Annotated in this window: 23 protein-coding genes; 11 read left to right on the top strand and 12 right to left on the bottom strand. The window is 45.2% G+C overall.

Annotated features, from left to right (window positions below; all coding sequences use genetic code 11):
- Window position 1: 1 nt before the first annotated feature.
- The 5 genes from ACHUFM_RS14315 to ACHUFM_RS14335 all read right to left on the bottom strand — a co-directional run bounded on the left by ACHUFM_RS14315 (window position 2) and on the right by ACHUFM_RS14335 (window position 4,629).
- On the bottom strand, window positions 2–1,273 hold the full coding sequence (locus ACHUFM_RS14315) for a class I SAM-dependent methyltransferase (protein WP_394182986.1): 1,272 nt from the start codon (window positions 1,271–1,273) through the stop codon (window positions 2–4).
- Between the two features lie 22 nt (window positions 1,274–1,295).
- Window positions 1,296–2,084 carry a DUF1365 domain-containing protein gene (locus tag ACHUFM_RS14320; protein ID WP_394182988.1) on the bottom strand — a complete coding sequence of 263 codons (789 nt, stop codon included), beginning with the start codon at window positions 2,082–2,084 and terminating at the stop codon, window positions 1,296–1,298.
- Window positions 2,084–3,334 carry an NAD(P)/FAD-dependent oxidoreductase gene (locus tag ACHUFM_RS14325; RefSeq protein WP_394182990.1) on the bottom strand — a complete coding sequence of 417 codons (1,251 nt, stop codon included), beginning with the start codon at window positions 3,332–3,334 and terminating at the stop codon, window positions 2,084–2,086. The genes ACHUFM_RS14320 and ACHUFM_RS14325 overlap by 1 nt, the downstream gene beginning before the upstream one ends.
- 61 nt (window positions 3,335–3,395) lie before the next feature.
- Complete coding sequence (locus ACHUFM_RS14330; protein WP_394182992.1) at window positions 3,396–4,169, bottom strand: SDR family NAD(P)-dependent oxidoreductase; 774 nt, start codon at window positions 4,167–4,169, stop codon at window positions 3,396–3,398.
- 16 nt (window positions 4,170–4,185) lie between these two features.
- Window positions 4,186–4,629, bottom strand: coding sequence for a nuclear transport factor 2 family protein (locus ACHUFM_RS14335; RefSeq protein ID WP_394182994.1), 444 nt, complete (start codon window positions 4,627–4,629; stop codon window positions 4,186–4,188).
- A 224-nt stretch (window positions 4,630–4,853) separates the two neighbouring features.
- Between ACHUFM_RS14335 and ACHUFM_RS14340 the strand changes: the two genes are divergently transcribed.
- The 5 genes from ACHUFM_RS14340 (at window position 4,854) to olsF (ending at window position 8,683) form a co-directional block, all read left to right on the top strand.
- Window positions 4,854–5,429: a sigma-70 family RNA polymerase sigma factor gene (locus ACHUFM_RS14340; RefSeq protein ID WP_394182995.1), complete on the top strand. Its 576-nt coding sequence runs from the start codon at window positions 4,854–4,856 to the stop codon at window positions 5,427–5,429.
- 6 nt (window positions 5,430–5,435) lie between these two features.
- Window positions 5,436–6,128 (top strand): ChrR family anti-sigma-E factor, encoded by a 693-nt coding sequence (locus ACHUFM_RS14345; RefSeq protein WP_394182996.1) that lies wholly within the window; start codon window positions 5,436–5,438, stop codon window positions 6,126–6,128.
- 169 nt (window positions 6,129–6,297) lie between these two features.
- Window positions 6,298–6,480, top strand: coding sequence for a hypothetical protein (locus ACHUFM_RS14350; RefSeq protein ID WP_063333675.1), 183 nt, complete (start codon window positions 6,298–6,300; stop codon window positions 6,478–6,480).
- Between the two features lie 112 nt (window positions 6,481–6,592).
- Window positions 6,593–6,799 carry a hypothetical protein gene (locus ACHUFM_RS14355; protein ID WP_394182997.1) on the top strand — a complete coding sequence of 69 codons (207 nt, stop codon included), beginning with the start codon at window positions 6,593–6,595 and terminating at the stop codon, window positions 6,797–6,799.
- A gap of 174 nt (window positions 6,800–6,973) precedes the next feature.
- Entirely contained in the window at window positions 6,974–8,683 is a 1,710-nt protein-coding gene (olsF, locus tag ACHUFM_RS14360; RefSeq protein ID WP_394182998.1) for a bifunctional ornithine lipid synthase OlsF, read from the top strand.
- A 27-nt stretch (window positions 8,684–8,710) separates the two neighbouring features.
- On the opposite strand, the gene ACHUFM_RS14365 is transcribed toward olsF, so the two are convergent.
- Window positions 8,711–8,854, bottom strand: coding sequence for a hypothetical protein (locus tag ACHUFM_RS14365; protein WP_394182999.1), 144 nt, complete (start codon window positions 8,852–8,854; stop codon window positions 8,711–8,713).
- Between the two features lie 303 nt (window positions 8,855–9,157).
- Here ACHUFM_RS14365 and ACHUFM_RS14370 point away from each other — a divergent pair, with 303 nt between their 5' ends.
- The 3 genes from ACHUFM_RS14370 (at window position 9,158) to betA (ending at window position 12,916) form a co-directional block, all read left to right on the top strand.
- The gene (locus ACHUFM_RS14370; protein ID WP_394183001.1) at window positions 9,158–9,463 is read left to right on the top strand and encodes an isoamylase early set domain-containing protein; all 306 of its coding nucleotides are present in this window, start codon (window positions 9,158–9,160) and stop codon (window positions 9,461–9,463) included.
- Window positions 9,464–9,764: 301 nt separating this feature from the next.
- On the top strand, window positions 9,765–11,222 hold the full coding sequence (gene betB, locus ACHUFM_RS14375; RefSeq protein ID WP_394183003.1) for a betaine-aldehyde dehydrogenase: 1,458 nt from the start codon (window positions 9,765–9,767) through the stop codon (window positions 11,220–11,222).
- 26 nt (window positions 11,223–11,248) lie between these two features.
- Window positions 11,249–12,916, top strand: coding sequence for a choline dehydrogenase (gene betA / locus ACHUFM_RS14380; RefSeq protein ID WP_394183005.1), 1,668 nt, complete (start codon window positions 11,249–11,251; stop codon window positions 12,914–12,916).
- Between the two features lie 105 nt (window positions 12,917–13,021).
- Here betA and ACHUFM_RS14385 read toward each other — a convergent pair whose 3' ends face one another.
- Window positions 13,022–14,956, bottom strand: a complete 1,935-nt coding sequence (locus tag ACHUFM_RS14385) for a bifunctional 2',3'-cyclic-nucleotide 2'-phosphodiesterase/3'-nucleotidase (protein WP_394183007.1) — start codon at window positions 14,954–14,956, stop codon at window positions 13,022–13,024.
- Between the two features lie 203 nt (window positions 14,957–15,159).
- On the bottom strand, window positions 15,160–15,837 hold the full coding sequence (locus tag ACHUFM_RS14390) for a zinc metallopeptidase (RefSeq protein ID WP_063333668.1): 678 nt from the start codon (window positions 15,835–15,837) through the stop codon (window positions 15,160–15,162).
- Window positions 15,838–15,941: 104 nt separating this feature from the next.
- Here ACHUFM_RS14390 and ACHUFM_RS14395 point away from each other — a divergent pair, with 104 nt between their 5' ends.
- Window positions 15,942–16,532 carry a DNA-J related domain-containing protein gene (locus ACHUFM_RS14395; RefSeq protein ID WP_394183009.1) on the top strand — a complete coding sequence of 197 codons (591 nt, stop codon included), beginning with the start codon at window positions 15,942–15,944 and terminating at the stop codon, window positions 16,530–16,532.
- A gap of 122 nt (window positions 16,533–16,654) precedes the next feature.
- Window positions 16,655–17,809, top strand: a complete 1,155-nt coding sequence (gene mltA / locus ACHUFM_RS14400) for a murein transglycosylase A (RefSeq protein WP_394183011.1) — start codon at window positions 16,655–16,657, stop codon at window positions 17,807–17,809.
- A 62-nt stretch (window positions 17,810–17,871) separates the two neighbouring features.
- On the opposite strand, the gene ACHUFM_RS14405 is transcribed toward mltA, so the two are convergent.
- On the bottom strand, window positions 17,872–18,231 hold the full coding sequence (locus ACHUFM_RS14405; RefSeq protein ID WP_394183013.1) for an energy transducer TonB: 360 nt from the start codon (window positions 18,229–18,231) through the stop codon (window positions 17,872–17,874).
- Window positions 18,232–18,460: 229 nt separating this feature from the next.
- On the opposite strand from ACHUFM_RS14405, the gene ACHUFM_RS14410 reads away from it, so the two are divergent.
- Window positions 18,461–18,658 (top strand): hypothetical protein, encoded by a 198-nt coding sequence (locus ACHUFM_RS14410; protein ID WP_394183127.1) that lies wholly within the window; start codon window positions 18,461–18,463, stop codon window positions 18,656–18,658.
- A 178-nt stretch (window positions 18,659–18,836) separates the two neighbouring features.
- Here ACHUFM_RS14410 and ACHUFM_RS14415 read toward each other — a convergent pair whose 3' ends face one another.
- Genes ACHUFM_RS14415 through ACHUFM_RS14425 form a run of 3 tightly spaced genes read right to left on the bottom strand, consistent with a single transcriptional unit; the run spans window position 18,837 to window position 20,360 of the window.
- Entirely contained in the window at window positions 18,837–19,268 is a 432-nt protein-coding gene (locus ACHUFM_RS14415; protein ID WP_394183015.1) for an ExbD/TolR family protein, read from the bottom strand.
- Window positions 19,265–19,693 carry an ExbD/TolR family protein gene (locus tag ACHUFM_RS14420; protein WP_394183017.1) on the bottom strand — a complete coding sequence of 143 codons (429 nt, stop codon included), beginning with the start codon at window positions 19,691–19,693 and terminating at the stop codon, window positions 19,265–19,267. Before ACHUFM_RS14420 ends, ACHUFM_RS14415 begins: the two co-directional genes overlap by 4 nt.
- Entirely contained in the window at window positions 19,683–20,360 is a 678-nt protein-coding gene (locus ACHUFM_RS14425) for a MotA/TolQ/ExbB proton channel family protein (RefSeq protein WP_394183018.1), read from the bottom strand. The genes ACHUFM_RS14420 and ACHUFM_RS14425 overlap by 11 nt, the downstream gene beginning before the upstream one ends.
- Between the last annotated feature and the right edge of the window lie 38 nt (window positions 20,361–20,398).

The following is a 20,398-nucleotide window of genomic DNA, read 5'->3' on the forward strand; positions in this document are numbered from 1 at the left end:
ATTACGCCCCTGAAGGCAACGTTAAGCGATGCTCAGGTTTGGCAAACACAAACTGACCTGTGCTGATCGCCCGCTCTTTGAAGCCACCTTCACAATACGCTAAGTAGAAATCCCACATGCGACAAAAAACATCATCAAACCCTTGTTTGACGACCTCTTGGCGAGCCTCATGGAAACGTGTACGCCAGTCTGCTAAGGTTTTGGCATAATGCTCTGTAATGTCTTCCAAACCGACGATTTGCATGTCTGTTTTGGCCGAAATCTTATCCGCTATCACTTGGTTTGATGGTAAACATCCGCCTGGAAAGATGTAACGTTGAATAAAGTCCACGGAGCGACGTGCGTAATCGTAGCGTTGATCTGCGATGGTAATGGCTTGAATTACCATTAAACCTTCAGGTTTTAATAATTCACTGCACTTAGAGAAATAACTGTCGTAGTACTCATGACCCACGGCTTCGATCATTTCAATCGACACCAGCTTGTCATATTGGCCTTGCAAGTCACGATAGTCATCCAACAAAAGGGTTACTTTATTCTCTAAACCTTCCGCTTTGACACGCGCTTGAGCGAATTCATATTGTTCTTTCGAAATCGTTGTTGTCGTGACTTGGCAACCATAATATTTAGCGGCATGAATCGCCATCCCGCCCCAACCTGTTCCAATTTCTAATAAATGATCGGTTTCTTTAAGCTGAAGTTTTTGGCAAATACGATCCAACTTAAACACCGAAGCCTCTTCCAAAGACGCGTTTTTCTCAGGATAGAAGGCAGCAGAATACATCATGGTTGGGTCTAAAAAGAGAGAGAAGAAATCGTTACCTAAATCATAGTGAGCAGAGATATTTTCACGAGAACCTTTCTTTGTATTGGCATTCATTTTGTGCAGTATTTTCGTGCCAATCCGCGACCAAAATGGTCTCTTCTGATCCATTTTATTAATCAAGTTTAGATTAGCCACCATCAATCGAATCACCCCAACCAAATCCGGCGAACTCCAATGACCTTTCATGTAAGCTTCACCCGCACCAATACTGCTGTTTAAAAAAACATCTCGGTAGGCATGGCGATGTTCGACTCGGATGTGCGCAATGTGTTTGGCGGAATGGCGAGCTTCTCCGAAAGAAAACACAATGCCCTCTTCCTCAAGCGTCAGGTGGCCAATCGCAAGACGATTGAGCATGGCGAATACCATTTTTCGCGCCATACCATCAAGTCGGGAGGGAGAGGATTTCTTAGCTTGTTTCTGATTTTCTGCACTGGCCAAACTCATACTAATGGAACCTCTTATCTTTCTATTCTGCTTTGGTTATGGTGTTAGGATGACTGTAAAAGGGTACTTTTTTCAGCCACAACTTCATTGCTTGCCAATATATTCCGAACGCCACTTTGGCGGTCATAAAAGGGTAGGAAAATAAGATTTTACGTAGGCTCTTACTGTCCATTGGCAATCTCGATAAAGCCAAGGTGGCATCAAATACGCACTCGTTCGACTCTACAACTTTATTTTGCATGTGTACCGTCAATTTAGACTCTGGCAGACTACTCCGCCAATCATAAAAATGGTTCATCGGATGAAAGGGCGACACGTGCATATCCTTATTAAATTGGATACGTTGACGGCTCTGCTGTGGATCACATTTCAGCACATAAGCCACCTTTTCTCCCCAAGGCGTATTGGTCACTTCCAAGAGCATGGCCTGTAGCTGCTCTTCATGGTCGAAGCAGTAATAGACAGTGATGGGATTGATGATAAAACCAAAGTAACGACAGTTAGTCAGCATGCGAACGGGGCCATTTAGGCTTATCCCCATTTGACGGAAGACTTCGCCTTGAACAGCTTGCTTGATCGGAAGGCCGTTATCACCAAAATAATCTTTGCGTGCAAAGCGTGCCAATGACCAAAATTTGGTTGACCACCAAGCGCTCATGGACAAAGCTTGATCTACCTCATCCAAGTCAAAGTACATCATGAAAACCCTATATTGAAAGGCATGATGACGAGGTTCAAAACGACGATGGCGCACCGTGCCATAATAAATGGCGCTGTGCGTGACATTGGATGGAGAACCGCTAACAGGCATTACCAATTTACCCCCAGCCCCTCAGCAACCCGCACACCACTCCAACAGCCGTCTTCATGGAAGCCGTTGCGCCAGTATGCGCCACAGAACCAAGTGCGATTCACACCATTAATCTCCGACCAACGCGACTGAGCTTGAATGCCTTCTAAAGTGAAGGTTGGATGAGCATATTGGAAGCGACCGAGAATCTTACTCTGATCAATCATGTCCGTCTGATTCAATGTCACGACATAGGTCGTGTCACTGTCGAGGTGCTGAAGAATGTTCATGTTGTAGCTGAGAGTCGCTGGCTCATCACGGACATCACTCAAGTGATAGTTCCAGCTCGACCAAGCCAACTTAGCTTTAGGCAATAAATGCGTGTCCGTGTGCAATACCACATCATTATTACGGTATGGAATGGCCTTTAAAATCTCTTGCTCGTCTTTACTTGAATCCGCCAACAAAGCCAACGCTTGGTCACTGTGACAGGCAAATACAACCTCATCGAACATCTCACTGTGACCTTCCGCGAATTCCAATACCACGTTGTGGTCTGAACGCTGGACAGCCTTAATATCGGCATTCAGTACAATCTTGTCTTTGAAACGATCTACCAAGGGTTGCAAATAGGCAGACGAGCCACCTTCAATAACACGCCACTGAGGCCTATCACTGACACTCAAAAGTCCATGATTTTTAAAGAATCGTACGAAAAAAACCAACGGGAAGTCCATCATTTCATCCAAGGTAGACGACCAAATAGCACTGCCCATTGGAATCAAATAATGCTCAGCAAAACGCTTACCGTAACCACGATCTTGCAGGTATTCGCCAAGGGTGATGTCGGCTTTTAGTTGTCCGTTTTCAAGATCTTGGATGGCTTCTTTATTAAAACGTAGAATGTCTTTTAACATGCCTAAATAAAGCAAATTCAATAAGTTACGACGTTGAGCAAACAGGGTATTGAGATTATTACCACCGTATTCCAACCCCGTTCGCTGACAGCTAACACTAAAACTCATTTCCGTGGGCTTAGAAACCACACCAATTTCATCCATCAGACGAATGAAATTTGGGTAAGTCCAGTCATTAAAAACAATAAAACCTGTGTCTATAGCGCGAATTTTCCCAGCTTCTTGTACCTCAACGGTTGCCGTATGACCACCAATGCGCTCAGCGGATTCATATACCGTCACATCATGTTGCTTCTGTAATAAATAAGCACTAGTTAGCCCAGAAATCCCTGAACCAATAATGGCGATTTTCACTCATCGTCTCCTTAAACTGGGATGTCTTAATAAAGATATTCTGCAACTGTGTTTTTTGTCGTTACAAATTGTCATGTTTGTTTGGGGCAAGCTTTCCTAACCACCATTTTGGCAAGTGACGACCTAGCCAAAGTAAGGCCGTCAAACGCTTAGGAAAGGCAAATTCATAGGGGCGATGCTGTAACGCTTGGTAGGTTCGCTTGGCCGCCTCGTCGGACGACATGAGAAAAGGCATATCAAAGGTATTTTTCCGTGTTAGAGGTGTATCCACGAACCCCGGTAAGATACAGCTAACATCAATACCATCGGCTTTTAAATCCATACGCAGTGAGGATAGAAAATAACGAATAGCAGCCTTACTTGCGCCATAGGCTTCAGCTCGAGGGAACGCCGCTTGTACCGCTTGAGAACTGACGCCGACCAAGTGTGGTTGCGAAGCGCGTTTTAGTAATGGCAAGCAAACATCAACACTGTTCACCAACCCAAAGTAATTCACCGACATAACCCGTTCCATCATTTGCCAGTCGGTCGTATCACCATCTATATCAAGGTATTCACACGTTCCTGCATTGAGTATCGCACAGTCCAGATGTGGCGCTAGTTGACTAAGCGCATCCCGAACAGGTGCAATCTGTGCTTTGTCGACAATATCAAACGCGACGAAAGAAAGATGACTTTCATGTTCAATCAAATCAGCTAATTCACCTTGCGTGCGCGCACTGGCGATGACTTGCCAACCCGACTTTAAGTAGCGCTTCACAAGAGCAAGACCGATGCCAGAGCTGGCTCCCGTAATCCACACAACCTTTTGACTTTCATCATTAAGCGGTTCCACTGCTGTCTCCTTCATCCTATACGGCTAGGCGCTTTTTTAGGCCTTTTACCACGCTACCTAATAATGGAACATGCTCATAAATAAGTTGGCCTAGATCATACACATCTTCGTGAAAGTAGATGCGATCATGAAACTGCACCTGACTCATGCCTCGAACTGTGATGGTGTCTTTACCCAAACGAGGGTGTTTAAAATGCATGTTCCATTTAATATAAGCCATGTCGTTAGAAACGATCTGATCGAGATACTCAAAGCGCCCACTTTGTACATTGACACTCATTTCAGACAAGTAAGTATGCAGTGCTTCAGCGCCTCTGAGCTCATGCACTGGATCTTTAAAAAGCACATCGTCAGCATAAACCTGATCTATACTTCCTAACTTGGGATGCTTCACATCACGATAAAAATCTTTAAATCGATCGATTAATTGAAGATTAGGTGGCGATTGAGAGTCCGTCATACACATCACTTGTCTTTGTTGTTACCGTTAAGGACACGATTTTGTCCATCAAAGTTTTAAACGTCGTAAATCGCAAATTAGATCACTTTTTTATTTTAGACATTTTTAAAATAAACAGTGATCCGAAAAAGATATCACGACGTAAGATTTATATTACGTGATACACGTATTGAACAATATTCAGATCAGGCCTCGTCGGCCTTTCTCCTGAAGCGGAGTAATAAATGGAAAGCGCAACCAAAATAGAACCAGACAAACAAAGAGTGCAAGACATGTTTGCCATTGCTGAGCAACGGGATCAAGTCGCTTTAGCACGTTTGTTTGATCATTATGCGCCAAAGATTCGCAGTTTTTGTTTGGCCGCTCAGCCAGGCGCGAATTTGATGGCCGATGACATCGCCCAAGAAGTGATGATCCGTATTTGGAATAAAGCGCACACTTATAAACCGGAAGCGGCTTCACTCAATACCTGGGTATTTACCCTTGCGCGAAATGCTCGGATAGATTACCTACGTAAGAACAGCCGCTATCAGTCTGATATTGACCCAGAATACCTATGGCAAAACATTGTTGATGAAAACTCAGATCCGTTTCAGGATGCGCAGCAAAAGCGAGATCAACAAATGATCCAACAGAGCCTTAAAAAACTGCCTGTTGACCAACGACAAGTTTTGTCCAAAGTGTATTTAGAAGGTAAAACTCATAAAGAAGCAGCGGAAGAGTTATCCCTACCGCTTGGAACCATAAAATCTAGAGTCCGCTTGGCACTCCAGAAACTGACCATTTACGTAAAGAGGTAGTATTTGATGACCCACTACCATCCATCAATAGAAACATTAACGGACTATGCGGCAGGCGCTTTGCCTCTGTCACATTCTTTGTGTGTTTCCACCCACTTAGAGCACTGCCCTGAGTGTCAGCAACAAGTGAAAAAATTAGAAATGTTGGGGGCTCAGCTGTTTGAACAAAACCACATGCCACCTCAAGAGTTAAGACATTTAAAAGATCAATTTTTTGCCAAATTAGAACAGAAAAATACGTCAGCTGACGCCAATCAAACGGCAAAAATCGTTGAATCGATCGAAGATAACGGCTACCAGATTCCCAAAAGTCTGCGTCAGTTTGTTACTAAGAGCTATGATGATCTGACTTGGATACATTTATCACCTTCGTTTAAAATCGCCACACTTCACAATGAAGAAGGCGGCGCTCAGATTGCTTTGACGCGAGTGAAAGCTGGCGCTCACATGCCGACTCATACTCATACTGGTGACGAGATTACCCTAGTATTGGAAGGCGCGTTCTCCGACGAAACAGGCATTTACCGACAAGGTGATTTCATTAGTCGTGACGCCCGACACAAGCACAAGCCAATTGTCACCAAAGACGCTGAGTGCATCTGTTTGACGGTGCTGGACGCGCCGATTGAGTTTACTGGCTGGTTTACACGCCTCTTAAACCCAATTTTACGCCGCTACCACCCTCATACCAGCTTATAGCCCTCGTTCCACGCCCAAAACATTTCTCAAACAGAGCGCGAAGGATCGCCTCTGTTTGTGGTTTTTTATCACCGGCCATTCCGGTGCGGATGTTTTTCATCCACAACAAGAAAAAAATGTGAAACTCTGATATAGTGGTTGCTCAATTAAACAACAAGGACTACCAGTCATGGCAACAAAAAAGAAACAGCCAGCCGCAACGGAAACCTCGGAATCCATCGAAAAACAAATGCAAGAGTTTCTCGCGAAAGGTGGTCAAATTAACAAGATCGATTCTGGTGTGAGTGGCCAATCTCAACTAACCGGATCGCGCCATATTTCACTGGGCAACAGCAAAACAAAAGCACAGTAACACCCTCAGGCTCACGCACATTGCGTGCACAACAACATTGCCTCTTGATCAGTCATGTACTATTCAACGACATTTGTGTGAGCCTGCCCATTTCTATTTGGTTGGATTGATTATGCTAAGTGAAACAGATCGTCAATTTTTCAAGCCATTTTGGCGTCGTGTCGTCGCGACATTGACTTGTGCTGTCTGGGCCAGCATCGAATGGCTCTATGATGAACCCATGTGGGCCAGCTTCGCCGTTTTACTGACCGTCTACTGTGTGTGGAATTTTTTTTATCGCTTTGAAGACGACACCGACGAAAACAATTCGTCTCAATAATCCTTCCTGTTAATATCAAAAATACTGTCATAAAACTCACGACAGAAAAAAGCATGACTTTTTTCTGTTACAAATTGGTCATGTTTTCGCCACATTAACGTCACTTCGTTGTCACACAGACACTCTAATCTGAACAATAAATCATCAAAAGTTTATTCAGAACGGAGCGCCATTGTGATACAAGTCGAGCAAATGATTGCCAGTAAATCACCTCAGTTTTTCGACAAAAGTCCACTCATCACTCGCCCAACGCTAAGCCTGTTAAAACGCTTGTTTCATGAGAATGAAGTGAACGAGTTTCTTGAGCAAAACGACAGTTGTGCTGGTTTTGAATTCATAGATCGTGTTTTGGATCATTTCAACTTTGGCTATCAAGTCAGCCAGATGGATCGTCGTAATATTCCTGCGGTAGGTCGCGTTATGATCATTGCCAATCACCCTCTTGGTGCTCTAGACGGTTTGGCATTACTGCGTTTAGTCGGTGAAATTCGACCCGATGTTAAAATCGTCGCCAATGATATGTTAATGGGCTTCGACGGCTTAAAAGACTTAGTCTTGCCAGTCGACAATCTAGGTGGCAAAACCGGCCGTCAGCAACTCAAAGCCATTATGAACTGCCTCCACAACGAAGAAGCCATTATCATTTTTCCGGCTGGCGAAGTCTCTCGCATGTCACCTAGTGGCGTAAAAGACCAGAAATGGAATCAGAACTATCTTAAATTGGCGCAAAAAACCAACAGTCCATTACTGCCAGTGCACATTGGTGGCCGTAACTCCATGCTGTTTTACACCAGCTCGTTAGTGTATCGACCGTTATCTACCATTCAACTTGCCAACGAAATGTTTCGCCAGCGAAACCGCAAGATTCCAATGCAAGTGGGTCAAGCCATTCCAATCCAAGAATTGGCGCAATTACCATTGAGTGATAAAGAAAAAAACAAGCTGGTCAAACGTCATCTGTACCGCATTGCCAAAGGTAAGAAGCCATTATTAAAAACCGAAAAAACAGTGGATCATCCGCAAAATCGTCAGTTAATTAAACACGAACTAAAACAGTCTGAGCACCTTGGCAGCACCAAAGATAATAAGCAAATTTACTTATTCAACTACGATGCCGCGTCGGTCACCATGAAAGAAATTGGCCGTTTACGGGAAGTCGCGTTTCGTAAAGTAGGCGAAGGCACGGGAGAACGCTCCGACTTAGACAAGTTTGACCAATATTATCGCCACCTGATTCTTTGGGATGAAGAAGAATTGGAAATCGTAGGAGCGTATCGCATTGGCGAAGTGGCTCGCTACATGAAAGAAGAGTCACCTAATCGTATTTACAGTGCCGAATTATTCCGCTACTCCTGTGATATGGAACCGTATTTTGAACAAGGCATCGAACTGGGTCGTAGCTTTGTACAGCCAAAATACTGGGGCAAACGCAGTCTGGATTATTTATGGTACGGCATCGGTGCCTATTTAAAGCGTCATCCAGAGATTCGCTATATGTTTGGCCCTGTCAGCTTAAGCAATAGTTATCCGCAAGCCGCCAAAGATTTTATTGTGTCGTTTTACCAACTGTATTTTGCTGATAAAGAGCATTTGGCACGTTCGTTCACCCCTTATCAGGTGAACCCAGAACACAAAGACATTATTCGAAATATGTTTGCTGGCGATAACTACGAGGAAGATTTTAAAGTATTGAAGGAGCAACTCGGTCACTTTGGTGCCAGCGTGCCAACCTTATTCAAGCAGTACAGTGAGTTGTGTGAACCTGGTGGCGTTCGCTTCTTAGACTTTGGTGTGGATGCCGACTTTGGTTACTGTGTGGACGGTTTGGTTTTGGTCGATTTAAACACAGTCAAAGAAGCGAAAAATAAACGCTACCGAGGCTAACAAGACACATTTTAATGTGACACGTTACTATTGATGGTGATCGTGGTGATGGCGATGATGATGAGTAGAGTGATCTTGCTCTTCATCTGTTTTTCTCGTCGCCACGAGATAGATGATTTTGGCCACCAGCAATAGACTTAATACGATGAGGACAACCATTTGAATATCCATAAAACACCTCTTCTATTTTTTGTGAGTGCTACTTGAGTGTAGTTCAGATATTCCCGCGTAAATGTGAATTTACGTCCTATAATAGTAAAGGTGAGTGAAGCCCTACAACAGGGCATTTTTGCAACGATTTGCCGAAAAGCGAGCTTAAAACGCCTTCTGTTGAGTTCTAACCTCACAGGCTTTCCCAATAGCGTTAATGAGTTACCAAAGCTGGCGCAAGCCTTGCTTTATATAATACTACCCTCTCAGGCTTTTGCAGTAGCCTTGTTATTGTCTCTCTTGTTAAATCATATGGAGCTGGAAATGATTGAGAAAACCTACCTAAAAACGAAGCCAAAATGCAAAGTTAAATTTTCCTTGCCTGCAGACGCCATCGGTGATGCCAGTAAAGTATCGGTTGTGGGTGATTTTAATAACTGGGACGCAGAGGCCAATCCGCTGAAAAAGCAAAAAACCGGTTTGTTCGCATCAACATTAAATTTGGAAGTGGATCACACTTACCAATTCCGTTACGTGGCAGACAATGTTCATTGGCTCAACGACGATATGGCAGACGCTTATGTTCCGAGCCCTGTTAGCCATGACAACAACGGTGTATTAAACCTCTAGCATTGCTTATTTCACCTGCCAACCTATGACGGTGCCTCAAGATTCCAGCGGAATTGAGGGGCCGTATTTTCTTGCCCTTAATAAACCAACCTTTCCCGACCTTGTCATAAAAAACCACTACACTGTTACAGCGTATTTGAAACGACGCACAACGAACTCTTTACGTCGCTCTCAGTCAGCGGGCTGATATTAGTGAGCAAAAATGTTACAATGTTTTTTATTAAACGCGCATTTAATAAAAAATTAATACCTTGATACCACGAGTACAAGGCATTGAACCCAATCAAGAGAGGCAAACAACATGGCACACAAGCAGCAATACATTCATGGCCGCTACCATGCATCCACCAGCGGTGAACATTTCGAAACCATCAACCCAGCCACTGGGGAAATCATCGCAACGGTTGAACATGCAGGGCAAGCTGAGCTCGATGCTGCGGTTGAATCTGCCAAACAAGGTCAAAAAGTCTGGGCAGCAATGAGCCCAGTAGAACGTGGCCGTATTCTTAAGAAAGCCGCCGAGCTTCTGCGTGAACGTAATGAAGAGTTAGCTAAACTGGAAGTATTAGATACCGGTAAACCACTGCAAGAAGCCATCTGCGTCGACATCGAAACCGGTGCGGATGTCATCGAATATTACGCGGGCCTAACCGATAAAATTCAAGGCGAATACCAAGATTTGGGCAATGGAAATTTCTTCTACACTCGCCGTGAGCCACTGGGTATTTGTGCGGGTATTGGCGCATGGAACTACCCTATTCAGATCGCCATGTGGAAATCAGGCCCAGCACTAGCAGCTGGCAACGCTATGATCTTCAAACCGTCTGAAGAAACGCCATTAACGGCGTTAAAACTGGCAGAGATCTTTACCGAAGCGGGATTACCAGACGGTGTTTTCAATGTCGTACAAGGTGATGGTCGTACTGGTCAAATGATTACGAGCCATCCTGAAATCGATAAAGTTTCCTTCACCGGTGAAGTCGGCACAGGTAAAAAAGTGATGACGGCATCCGCTCAAACACTGAAAGAAGTGACCATGGAGCTGGGCGGTAAGTCCCCTATGATCATCTTCCCAGACATGCCAATCGATCAAGCGGTATCGGCCGCTATGTTGGCGAACTTCTATACTCAAGGTGAGGTTTGTACTAACGGCACACGTGTGTTTGTCCATGAAGACATTCTTGAAGCCTTTACCAAAGAACTTAAAGAACGCACTGAAGCCATGATTATCGGCGACCCAATGGACATGGCAACGCAAGTTGGCGCTTTGATCTCGAAAAATCACATGCAGAAGGTTTTGGGTTACATCCAAGCGGCAAAAGACGCTGGCGCGACCTTGCTATGTGGCGGTTACCAAGTAACGGAAAACGGTTTAGACAAAGGCGCGTTTGTGGCACCAACCGTGTTCACCGACTGCACCGACGACATGCCACAAGTAAAAGATGAGATCTTCGGCCCTGTCATGTCCGTCTTGAGTTTTAAAGACGAAGACGAAGCCATTGCTCGTGCTAATGACACTAAAATGGGCTTAGCAGCAGGCGTCTTTACTAAAGACTTCGCTCGAGCTCATCGCGTGATCAATCAAATGCAAGCGGGTATTTGTTGGATTAACGCGTGGGGCGCATCCCCTGCAGAAATGCCGGTCGGTGGTTACAAAGAGTCCGGTATTGGTCGCGAAAACGGCATCGACACGCTTTACCACTACACGCAAAACAAGAGCATCTTTGTCGACCTTAACGACATTCAAAACCCTTATTAAGCAAGACTGAGTAAGCGAGAGAAAGAATGGTAAACGAAACTTACGATTACGTTATTGTCGGTGCAGGTTCCGCAGGCTGTGTACTGGCAGACCGTTTAACAGAAAGCGGTGAACACAAGGTCTTGCTGCTGGAAATGGGTGGCTCAGATAAAAGCATCTTTATCCAAATGCCGACCGCTTTGTCGTATCCAATGAACACAGAAAAGTACGCTTGGCAATTTCATACGGAAAAAGAGCCCGGCCTAGACGGTCGTGAAATGCACTGTCCGCGCGGAAAAGTGTTAGGCGGCTCCTCTTCCATCAATGGCATGGTATACGTTCGCGGCCATGCCTGTGATTTTGATGAGTGGGAAGAAAATGGCGCCAAAGGTTGGAACTACCAGTCTTGCCTGCCTTACTTCAAAAAAGCGGAATCCTGGAAAGGCGGTGCCGACCTATACCGCGGTGGTGAAGGTCCATTGGCTACCAACAATGGCAACGACATGAGTTACAACCCGCTTTACCAAGCCTTTATTGAAGCTGGTAATGAAGCCGGATATGGCAAAACTGACGATTACAATGGCTTCCGTCAGGAAGGCTTTGGCCCAATGCACATGACGGTGAAAAACGGTGTTCGCGCTTCCACCTCTAATGTGTACTTGCGTCGAGCTCTAAAACGCCCAAATCTAACACTGAAAACCGGTGTGCTTAGTCATAAGGTCTTGTTTGAAGGCAAACGTGCTGTTGGCATCGAATTCAGTAAGAATGGCTCGGTCAGTCAAGTCAAAGCCAACAACGAAGTCATCCTATCCGCTGGTTCTGTGGGTTCCCCGCAATTGTTGCAATTGTCTGGCGTGGGTCCAAAAGACGTGCTTGAAAAAGCTGGTGTTCCTGTGGTTCAAGAACTACCAGGCGTTGGGGAAAACTTGCAAGATCACTTGGAAGTCTACTTCCAATATCGCTGTAATCAGCCTGTTACTCTAAACGGCAAATTGGATTTGATCAGCAAAGGCTTGATCGGTACTCGCTGGATCTTATTCAAAGACGGCTTAGGGGCGACCAACCACTTTGAATCTTGTGGCTTCATTCGCTCTCGTGCTGGCTTGAAATGGCCGAACATTCAATACCACTTCTTACCAGCAGCAATGCGCTACGATGGTCGCTCTGCCTTTGACGGTCACGGCTACCAAGTGCATGTTGGGCCGAATAAGCCAGAAAGTCGCGGTAAATTATGGATTGAGTCAGCAGACCCTGCGGCCAAACCACGTATTTTATTCAACTACATTTCAACTGAGCAGGACAAACAAGACTGGCGTGACACCATTCGCCTAAGCCGTGAGATTCTTCAACAATCGGCAATGGACGAATTTCGTGGCGAAGAGATTCAGCCAGGTTTGAACGTACAAAGCGATGAAGAAATTGATCAGTGGGTAAAAGAGAACGTTGAAAGTGCTTACCACCCATCTTGTACCTGTAAAATGGGCGCAGACAATGACCCAATGGCGGTCCTGGATGAAGCGTGTCGCGTACGAGGCGTGGAGAGTTTACGCGTGGTGGATTCGTCCATATTCCCCACCATCACCAATGGCAATTTGAACGCACCAACCATTATGGTGGCGGAAAAAGCCGCGGAGATCATCCTTGGTAAAGCGCCACTGCCTAGCCTAGATGCACCGGTTTGGATTCATCCTGAATACGAAACCAAACAGCGTTAATCGCCCCTTCCGATTTGAGCGAGAGTTCATTAAAAAGCCTAAAGCAATGATTACTTTAGGTTTTTTTTATGATTCAACCTTGTCTTCCAAACAGAAAGAAAAGGCTTATTTCAGTTCAAATACTGCAAAACCATCGTTATTCATAGATTGGTAAACCATGTTGCTGCCTGCTGCTTCTTTGGCTTTAGACGCTGTGGTGAACAGAACTTTTGCCTGACCAAAGTCTGCGAAAGACCAGTTACCATCTGCTGCTGGGTTAATGGTTTTCTGACTTAACAAGTAGTTCGCGACGACATCTCGGTTTTTATCAGGTGCATCAATGACAATGGTGTCACCAGACAAGTTAGGGAAACTACCACCACCGCCAGCACGGTAGTTGTTGGTCGCCACAAGAAAGTCGGCCGTCATATCCATTGCTTTACCTTGGAACGTCACATCTAGGATACGGTGCGAATTTGGATTCGCCACCTTACCTTCTGAGTCATAGCGAGCCGGTTGAGTCACATCAATGCGGTATGAAATACCGTCGATGACATCAAAGTTATAAGTTGGGAAAGACTGGTTTACTAAGTCTTGCGCGGTATTAGACTTTGGGTCGATTTGATTAAACTGACCCGCCGCACGCTCAAGCCATTCCACCACCTGTGCTCCGGTCAACTTCACCACTTTCAAATCGTTTGGATAGATGTACAAGTCACTGACGTTTTTCAACGCAATGTCACCTTTTGGTACGTCTGTGTAATATTCTGGACCACCGCGACCACCCGCTTTGAAAGGCGCGGCGGCAGACAAAATAGGCAAACCTTCATACGAGGTTCCACGCACAATGTTTTCAACGTACCAAACTTGCGCGTTGTTTACGATTTGAATTGAGGGATCGTCCTGCACCAAGGCAAAGAAGCTGTTGATATCCGATGTGGACTCACCCACTTTACGACGCATGTAAGCTAGTGTTCCTTCGTGCTCCGTTTCTACCGCGTCATTGATGGCAACATCGGCTTCCACCAATGGGATCGTCTTACGACCTTCACGACGAGAAATAGCACGTACTTGCGCTTTACCATCGGCCACTTTCCAACCATCACCCGCAGGTTCCAAGGTTAAATCCACCACACCTAGGTGCGATCCCCAGAAGCCAGGCATAGTCGCAGGTTTACCGTAAACAGTGCCTTTTTCATTGTCTACGCCGTCGAATTGACCAATGGTTTTATCTCCTGGGAACACGCGGTGCGAATGACCAAATAAAATCGCATCGATGCCATCCACTTTAGCTAGATGATAAGACGCATGTTCTTCACCCTTCATATAAGGTGAGTTCATCATGCCACTGTGTGGAATAGCGATGATGACATCCGCGCCATTGGCTTTCATTTCTGGAACGTATTTTTTCGCCGTTTCGACAATATCTTTGGCGATGACTTTATTGGTGAGATTGTCTTTATCCCACGTCATGATCTGTGGCGGCACAAACCCTATGTAGCCGATATTGACTGTTTGTGATTTGCCATCCGAATCAACGAAGGTTTTTGCTTTGATCAAATAAGGCTGGAAGTAAGGTTGATCATTGCTGGCATCATTGTCACCATCATCTACGTATACGTTTGAACTAATGTATGGGAAGTTGGCGCCACTCAAGCTTTTCATCAAGAAATCTAAGCCGTAGTTGAACTCATGGTTACCTATGTTACCCACATCATAATCCAGCAGGTTCATGGCTTTAAACGCGGGGTGAGTTTCACCAAAACGTAGCACACGACCTTTAGCGACGTAATCACCCAATGGCGTACCTTGCAACAAATCACCATTGTCGACCAGTACAGAGTTAGTTACTTCAGCGCGCGCCGCTTTAATGAGAGTAGCCACACGGGATAAACCTACCGCATCACTTTGCTTGTCGCCATAGTAATCGTAATCCACTAAATTCATATGAATATCCGTGGTTTCCATTACTCGCAAGTCAATGGTAGAAGCCTGCGCTAAGGAAGCAAAGGCCAGAGAAGAAGCCAAAAAAGCGGCCTTCTTAGATAGGTCAAACGCCATGTTAATACTCCATCAAGATTAAAAAAATCAATACTTACCAAATAGTCAGTTTTTTGATCATAAAACGAAAAGATGATGAATTCATGAGTTTTTTGTGACAAAGCGGAGAAAATATCAAATTAGTGATACATATAGGTGCCAAAGTTGACCGTCTAACACATTCCGTATATTGGATTTACGCCTGTCTTGCTGTAAACGAAACATTAACGTCTAAACCAACGCCATACAAAGAGTATGCGCATTAAAGCTGCAGCCACGTAAGTCATGGCACAAGCAGTGAGAATGCGTTTGATTTTGGGTAAGTCTTCAGCGTGAACATAATTCCCTTCCGCCAAGATGGGTAAGGCTTTCTTGAAACTGGCGTCCCACTCTTCTGGCAGCATGGCCAGATGGACAAATACGGCCAATAAACCAGATAACCCCACCACGGCAGCATGCAAAGGTACGGCATAAGGTAAATGCAACAAAACCGATATCACCGGCCAACCCAGTAGCAACGCACCGGCAATTCGATTCAAACCATGCGCCAGTGGAAGATATCGAGAACTAAGATGAGAGATAGGTTGTTTCTTCTCATGGGCGATCGCATGGCCTACCTCATGAGCCGCCACGGCCACGGCGGTCAAAGAACGTCCATTGAATACGCTTGGACTAAGACGAACCGCGTGTTGTTTAAAGTCAAAATGATCGCGTCCTTCTTGCGTGGTTTCAACCGCTACTCGCGGCAACTCAAACCGCGTCACCAAATGCTCGGCCAATTCCCCACCAGTCCCCGGGATATCGCCACGTTCTTGCGCATAACGTTTCAAGGTGTACTTAACCCAAAGGTTGGGGCCAAGGATCAATACCAAAGCCAAAATAACCAATAAAACCCACAACATACTTTTGCCTTTTTCTCTGTAAACCGTCACCCTGTAGTAGAGTATTTGGCACTATTGCTTTGCATCACATACACTGTCAATAAAAGGCACAACGCGAGACGATCATGAACAATCCGCTTATCACGCCAATTCTTACCATGCTAAAAGCACAACCTCATAGCTTAAAAGAGTTTGATATCCTCAAATCTTTGCAGAGCCAGTTTCCTAAATTCAGCCAGTTGGCCGATGATACAAACCTTCAACTGTTTCGTCAGCATTTCTTGATCATGAACGCTTTGTATCAGTTGCAAAGCCAACTCTGGCAGGAAGACAACCTCATGCTAAGTATAGAAGCTACGCAGATTCGTCTTTTCAGTACGCAACACATATCGACTTCCAACAATACCAGTATCAATAATAGCCCAGATGCCAAGCTTGCTGCTTATTATCTAGATTGGAATGAATACGAAAAAACTGACGAAGCAGATGTAGTCCGCTTACTCGACAGCTTTTATAAAGGCATCTGTCATACGGGGGATCGACGTTCTGCCTTAAAAGTCCTAGAACTGGAAGAAGATAATCCAAGCAAGAACAGCATCAAACAACAATACCGCAAATTAGCGCAACAACATCACCCAGACCGAGGGGGAGACCAAGCAATATTCATTAGCCTTCGCGAAGCGTATGAGCAATTGATGCTGCAGGCACACGTCTAAAGTGTAAAAAGCCCGCCAAAACATTGCTTTCGCTGCCATAAATATTCAAGATGACGTGTCGCTGTCATTCGCGCTATTTTTTGAATGACCTACATCTAATATCGAATAATAAGTTGAATATTATGCCAATATTGCGTTTTTTACATGGATCTCGTCTACTTTTACGTCCTTTCTGTTTCGCTAGTTTCTCCTTGATTGCCGCTTGTAGCTTTAACGAAATCGATCATTCCAACGACTTTGAAAATAATGGTCGTGACGTCACGGCATTGAAGCGAGATCAATTGTATTTAAAAGAAAGTCTGCCACCTAGTTTACCTTACCCTGATGACAGTTTTCGTGAAGGACTGACTCAGCAACAAACCTACTTGAATCGCTTATCAGAACGACAGTTCCAACTGGACAACACAGAAGTGGATTTGGCGGATCTCAAACATGTGGCCTATGAAATCTCTTTATGGCTAGACAACCCTAAATACACTCCTCATCTGGTTGCTCATCAACTGGCGGGGCAAGATCAACGAGGCAATGTGCAGATCACGGGTTATTACGTTCCGGTGATGCCTGTTCGTCATTTACCGGATGAAGAATACCGCTACCCCTTGTATCGTAAGCCGACACAGACCAACGCCGAAGGTCGTTATCCATCCCGAGAAGAAATTGATTTTGAAAGTGCCCTTGCAGGTCAAGATTTGGAAATCGCTTACACGGCCGATCTAGTCGACAACTTCTTTTTGCATGTACAAGGGTCAGGAGTGATCGAATACGAGGATGGCGAACAGAAGCTGTTATCTTGGGGTGGGGTGAATGGTCACCCTTATCGCAGCATTGGCAAAGAATTGATCGAACGAGGGGAAATAGACAGAGCCAATATTTCGGCACAAAGCATTCGTCAGTGGCTAGATGAACACCCTCACAGAATGCGTGAAATCCTCTCCACTAACCCTAGCTATTTATTTTTTAGCGAAGGTCTGGAAAAACCCGTTGGTGCAGCCAACGTACCACTGACACCATTATACTCAGCAGCGGTCGATCCTAACGTCATTCCTTTGGGCTCGATTTTATTAGCGCAAGTACCAAAGTTGGATCAAGCAGGTGAACTCATTGGTCACGAATTTCGCCTGCTGTTAGCGCAAGACAAAGGCGGTGCCATTAAAGGCTCAGGTCATATCGACTGGTATCAGGGCATCGGAGAAGAAGCTCATCGACTAGCAGGCCAACTGAAGCACTTTGGTAAAGTCTGGTTATTATTACCATCATCCAATCCATCGTCACGCTAAATTAAGCCATTAAAAATGCCGCGACTCTTATCAGACGCGGCATTTGATGAGCCGATTATAATTTATCTTAAATCACTCAATTTAAAGGACACTGGAATGTTGATTTTCAATTCCGTTTCAGCCATGTCTTTAGGGAACTTTGGCAAAGGCGTCGCATTTCGAATCATCTTCATTACAGCTGCGTCCAAACGCTTGTAACCGGAACTCTTGGTAATCTGTACATCTGACACAGAACCATCGGCATAAGCAATAAAGGACAAAGATACTACCCCTTCTTCGTTACGACGGCGTGATTGTCTTGGGTAACGTTTATTCTTTGCCAAGACCGCTTTCAGCTTAGAGAAATACGTCGCTTTTGCACCCGGGTTACCGCCGGTCGTCGAGGCATTGCTGCTGCCAGTTGTCGCCTTCATATTCGCCATAGAAGGTGGGGCAACTTTTTTAGGCGTCGCTTTCACCACTTTCTTAACGGGTTTTGGCTCAGGTTTTGGCTCAGGTTTTGGCTCAGGTTTTGGCTCAGGTTTTGGCTCAGGTTTTGGCTCTGGCTCTGGCTCTGGCTCTGGCTCTGGCTCTGGTTCAACCTTTTCGACCTCTATTGGCGAATCTTGCTTTACCTCAACGGGTTCAGGTTCAACAATTGGCTCTGGTTCAATGATTGGTTCTGGTTCAATGATTGGTTCTGGTTCAACGATTGGCTCAGGCTCGACTTCTGGTTCTGGCTCGACTTCTGGTTCTGGCTCGACTTCTGGCTCTGGTTCCACTTCTCGCTCTGGTTCCACTTCTCGCTCTGGTTCCACTTCAGGTTCAGGTTCTTCAATCGGTTCTTCAACTTCCTCAACTTCTTCTTGAGCAAGGGTCGTTTGCGCCGCCACCCCTAAGTCACCCATCATCCCTAAATCAAACTCTATGCCTTGAACACCCGCTGTTTGACTTCCTTCAGAGTCATCACTGTAAAACGCAAAGTAAAATGCCCCTGCATGAACTGAGATGGCCAAACCACCAGCGACAAACCAATGACGTACAGAGATCATTCAGTGCCTCGCTCTAGCTGAGTCGCCAAACTCACTTTTGTTAATCCGGCTTGTCGAACTTGATCAAACACAGGTCGCAGTTTTTCTAGCGGAATGCTGCCATCGGCTTTAATTTGTACCCAAAAAGCGTTTTTATCTTCTGCTTGTTCAAACTCACGCTCCAGATAGCCTTTCACATCCGCTATCTGAAACACGTTATCTTCCACATAAAGCTCATTGTTTAAACCGACAAAGATCGCCACACTGGGATCCGTTTCAGCACGGTTATCATTTATGGATTCTGGCGGAATAACGGCAATCGGATCGGCTTTTTGAATTTGACCTGCCACCATAAAGAAGACCAACATAAGGAATACCACATTGATCAAGGGCACCATATTATCGTCACTTGAGGCATTTCGAGCGGCGTACTTTTCTCCTATTTTCATTCTGAGGAGCTCTCCGGCATAGCAAAAGCATTGGCAATAGAAACGGTATTGGCACCGTTTTCTTTCAGGCGGTCAGCCAGTTTCATTAAGGATTGCAAGGTCACACCGTCTTCCGCCTTAATAATGAAAACACCCTCATTGTTTTCTTCCACTAAAGACTGAAAAGCTGCTTGATCGGATAAACTGATCGATTGATCCGCTAACCAAACTTGGTTGTCGTTAAGCTTAAGAGTCAAAATCAGGTTGTCACTTTCAGTCTCAGGCTTGGGCGCATCGGACGCCACAGACAATGGTGTGTCAACAATGCGCCAAGGCACAAAACTGGACGTCAACATGAAAAACAGCAGCAGGATAAACACCACATCAATTAAGGGTGTTAAGCTGATGGCATTCTTGCGTTTTGGCTGAGTCAGCTTAAGCGGCATGAAGGATCTCTTTCTCAGCTTCTTCCACCAACTCCTTTGCCTTTGGGCTAGTGAAAACCTGAGTCACTGCATCATTCATATTGTGCGCGATACGTTCTACTTTTCGCTCTAACCAACTTTGCAAGGTTACAACCGGAATCGCGACAGCCAAACCAACCGCAGTGGTCAATAGTGCTTGCCAAATACCACCAGATAACACCGAAGGATCAACTTGATTACCCGCCCCTTCCATTTGCTGGAACGCCGTGATCATACCCAATACGGTACCCAGCAAACCTAACAATGGACTCAGTGTTGCAATAATTTCCAGAGGTCGTAAAAAAGAACGTAATTCACTCAGCAAATTCATGGCACGACGCTCCACTTCTTCACGAATCAAATCCGCCGTCATAGAACCATTCACCAAGGCTTCCATTGAATAGGCCACTAAACTATCAATCGGACGCTTTCGCTCCAATATTTCCAACGCTCCTTCAACACTCTTGTTACGCCATTCGGCAAGCGCCAAATTGGTGGTTTTTAAACTCTCAGCACGCAAAGCAGAAAACTGCCAAAGTTTAAGCAACACGATCGTCAGCGCAACGACAGAAAACACCATCAAAATCCAAACAACGGGGCCACCGACCTGTAAGAAATCAACTATTTTCTGCTGAATTGAATCTTCCACAATACTCTCCAAGTGAGTAAAAACATGATTTCAAATGG

The organism is Marinomonas posidonica (assembly GCF_043643765.1).
In the GTDB taxonomy this organism is placed as follows: domain Bacteria; phylum Pseudomonadota; class Gammaproteobacteria; order Pseudomonadales; family Marinomonadaceae; genus Marinomonas; species Marinomonas posidonica_A.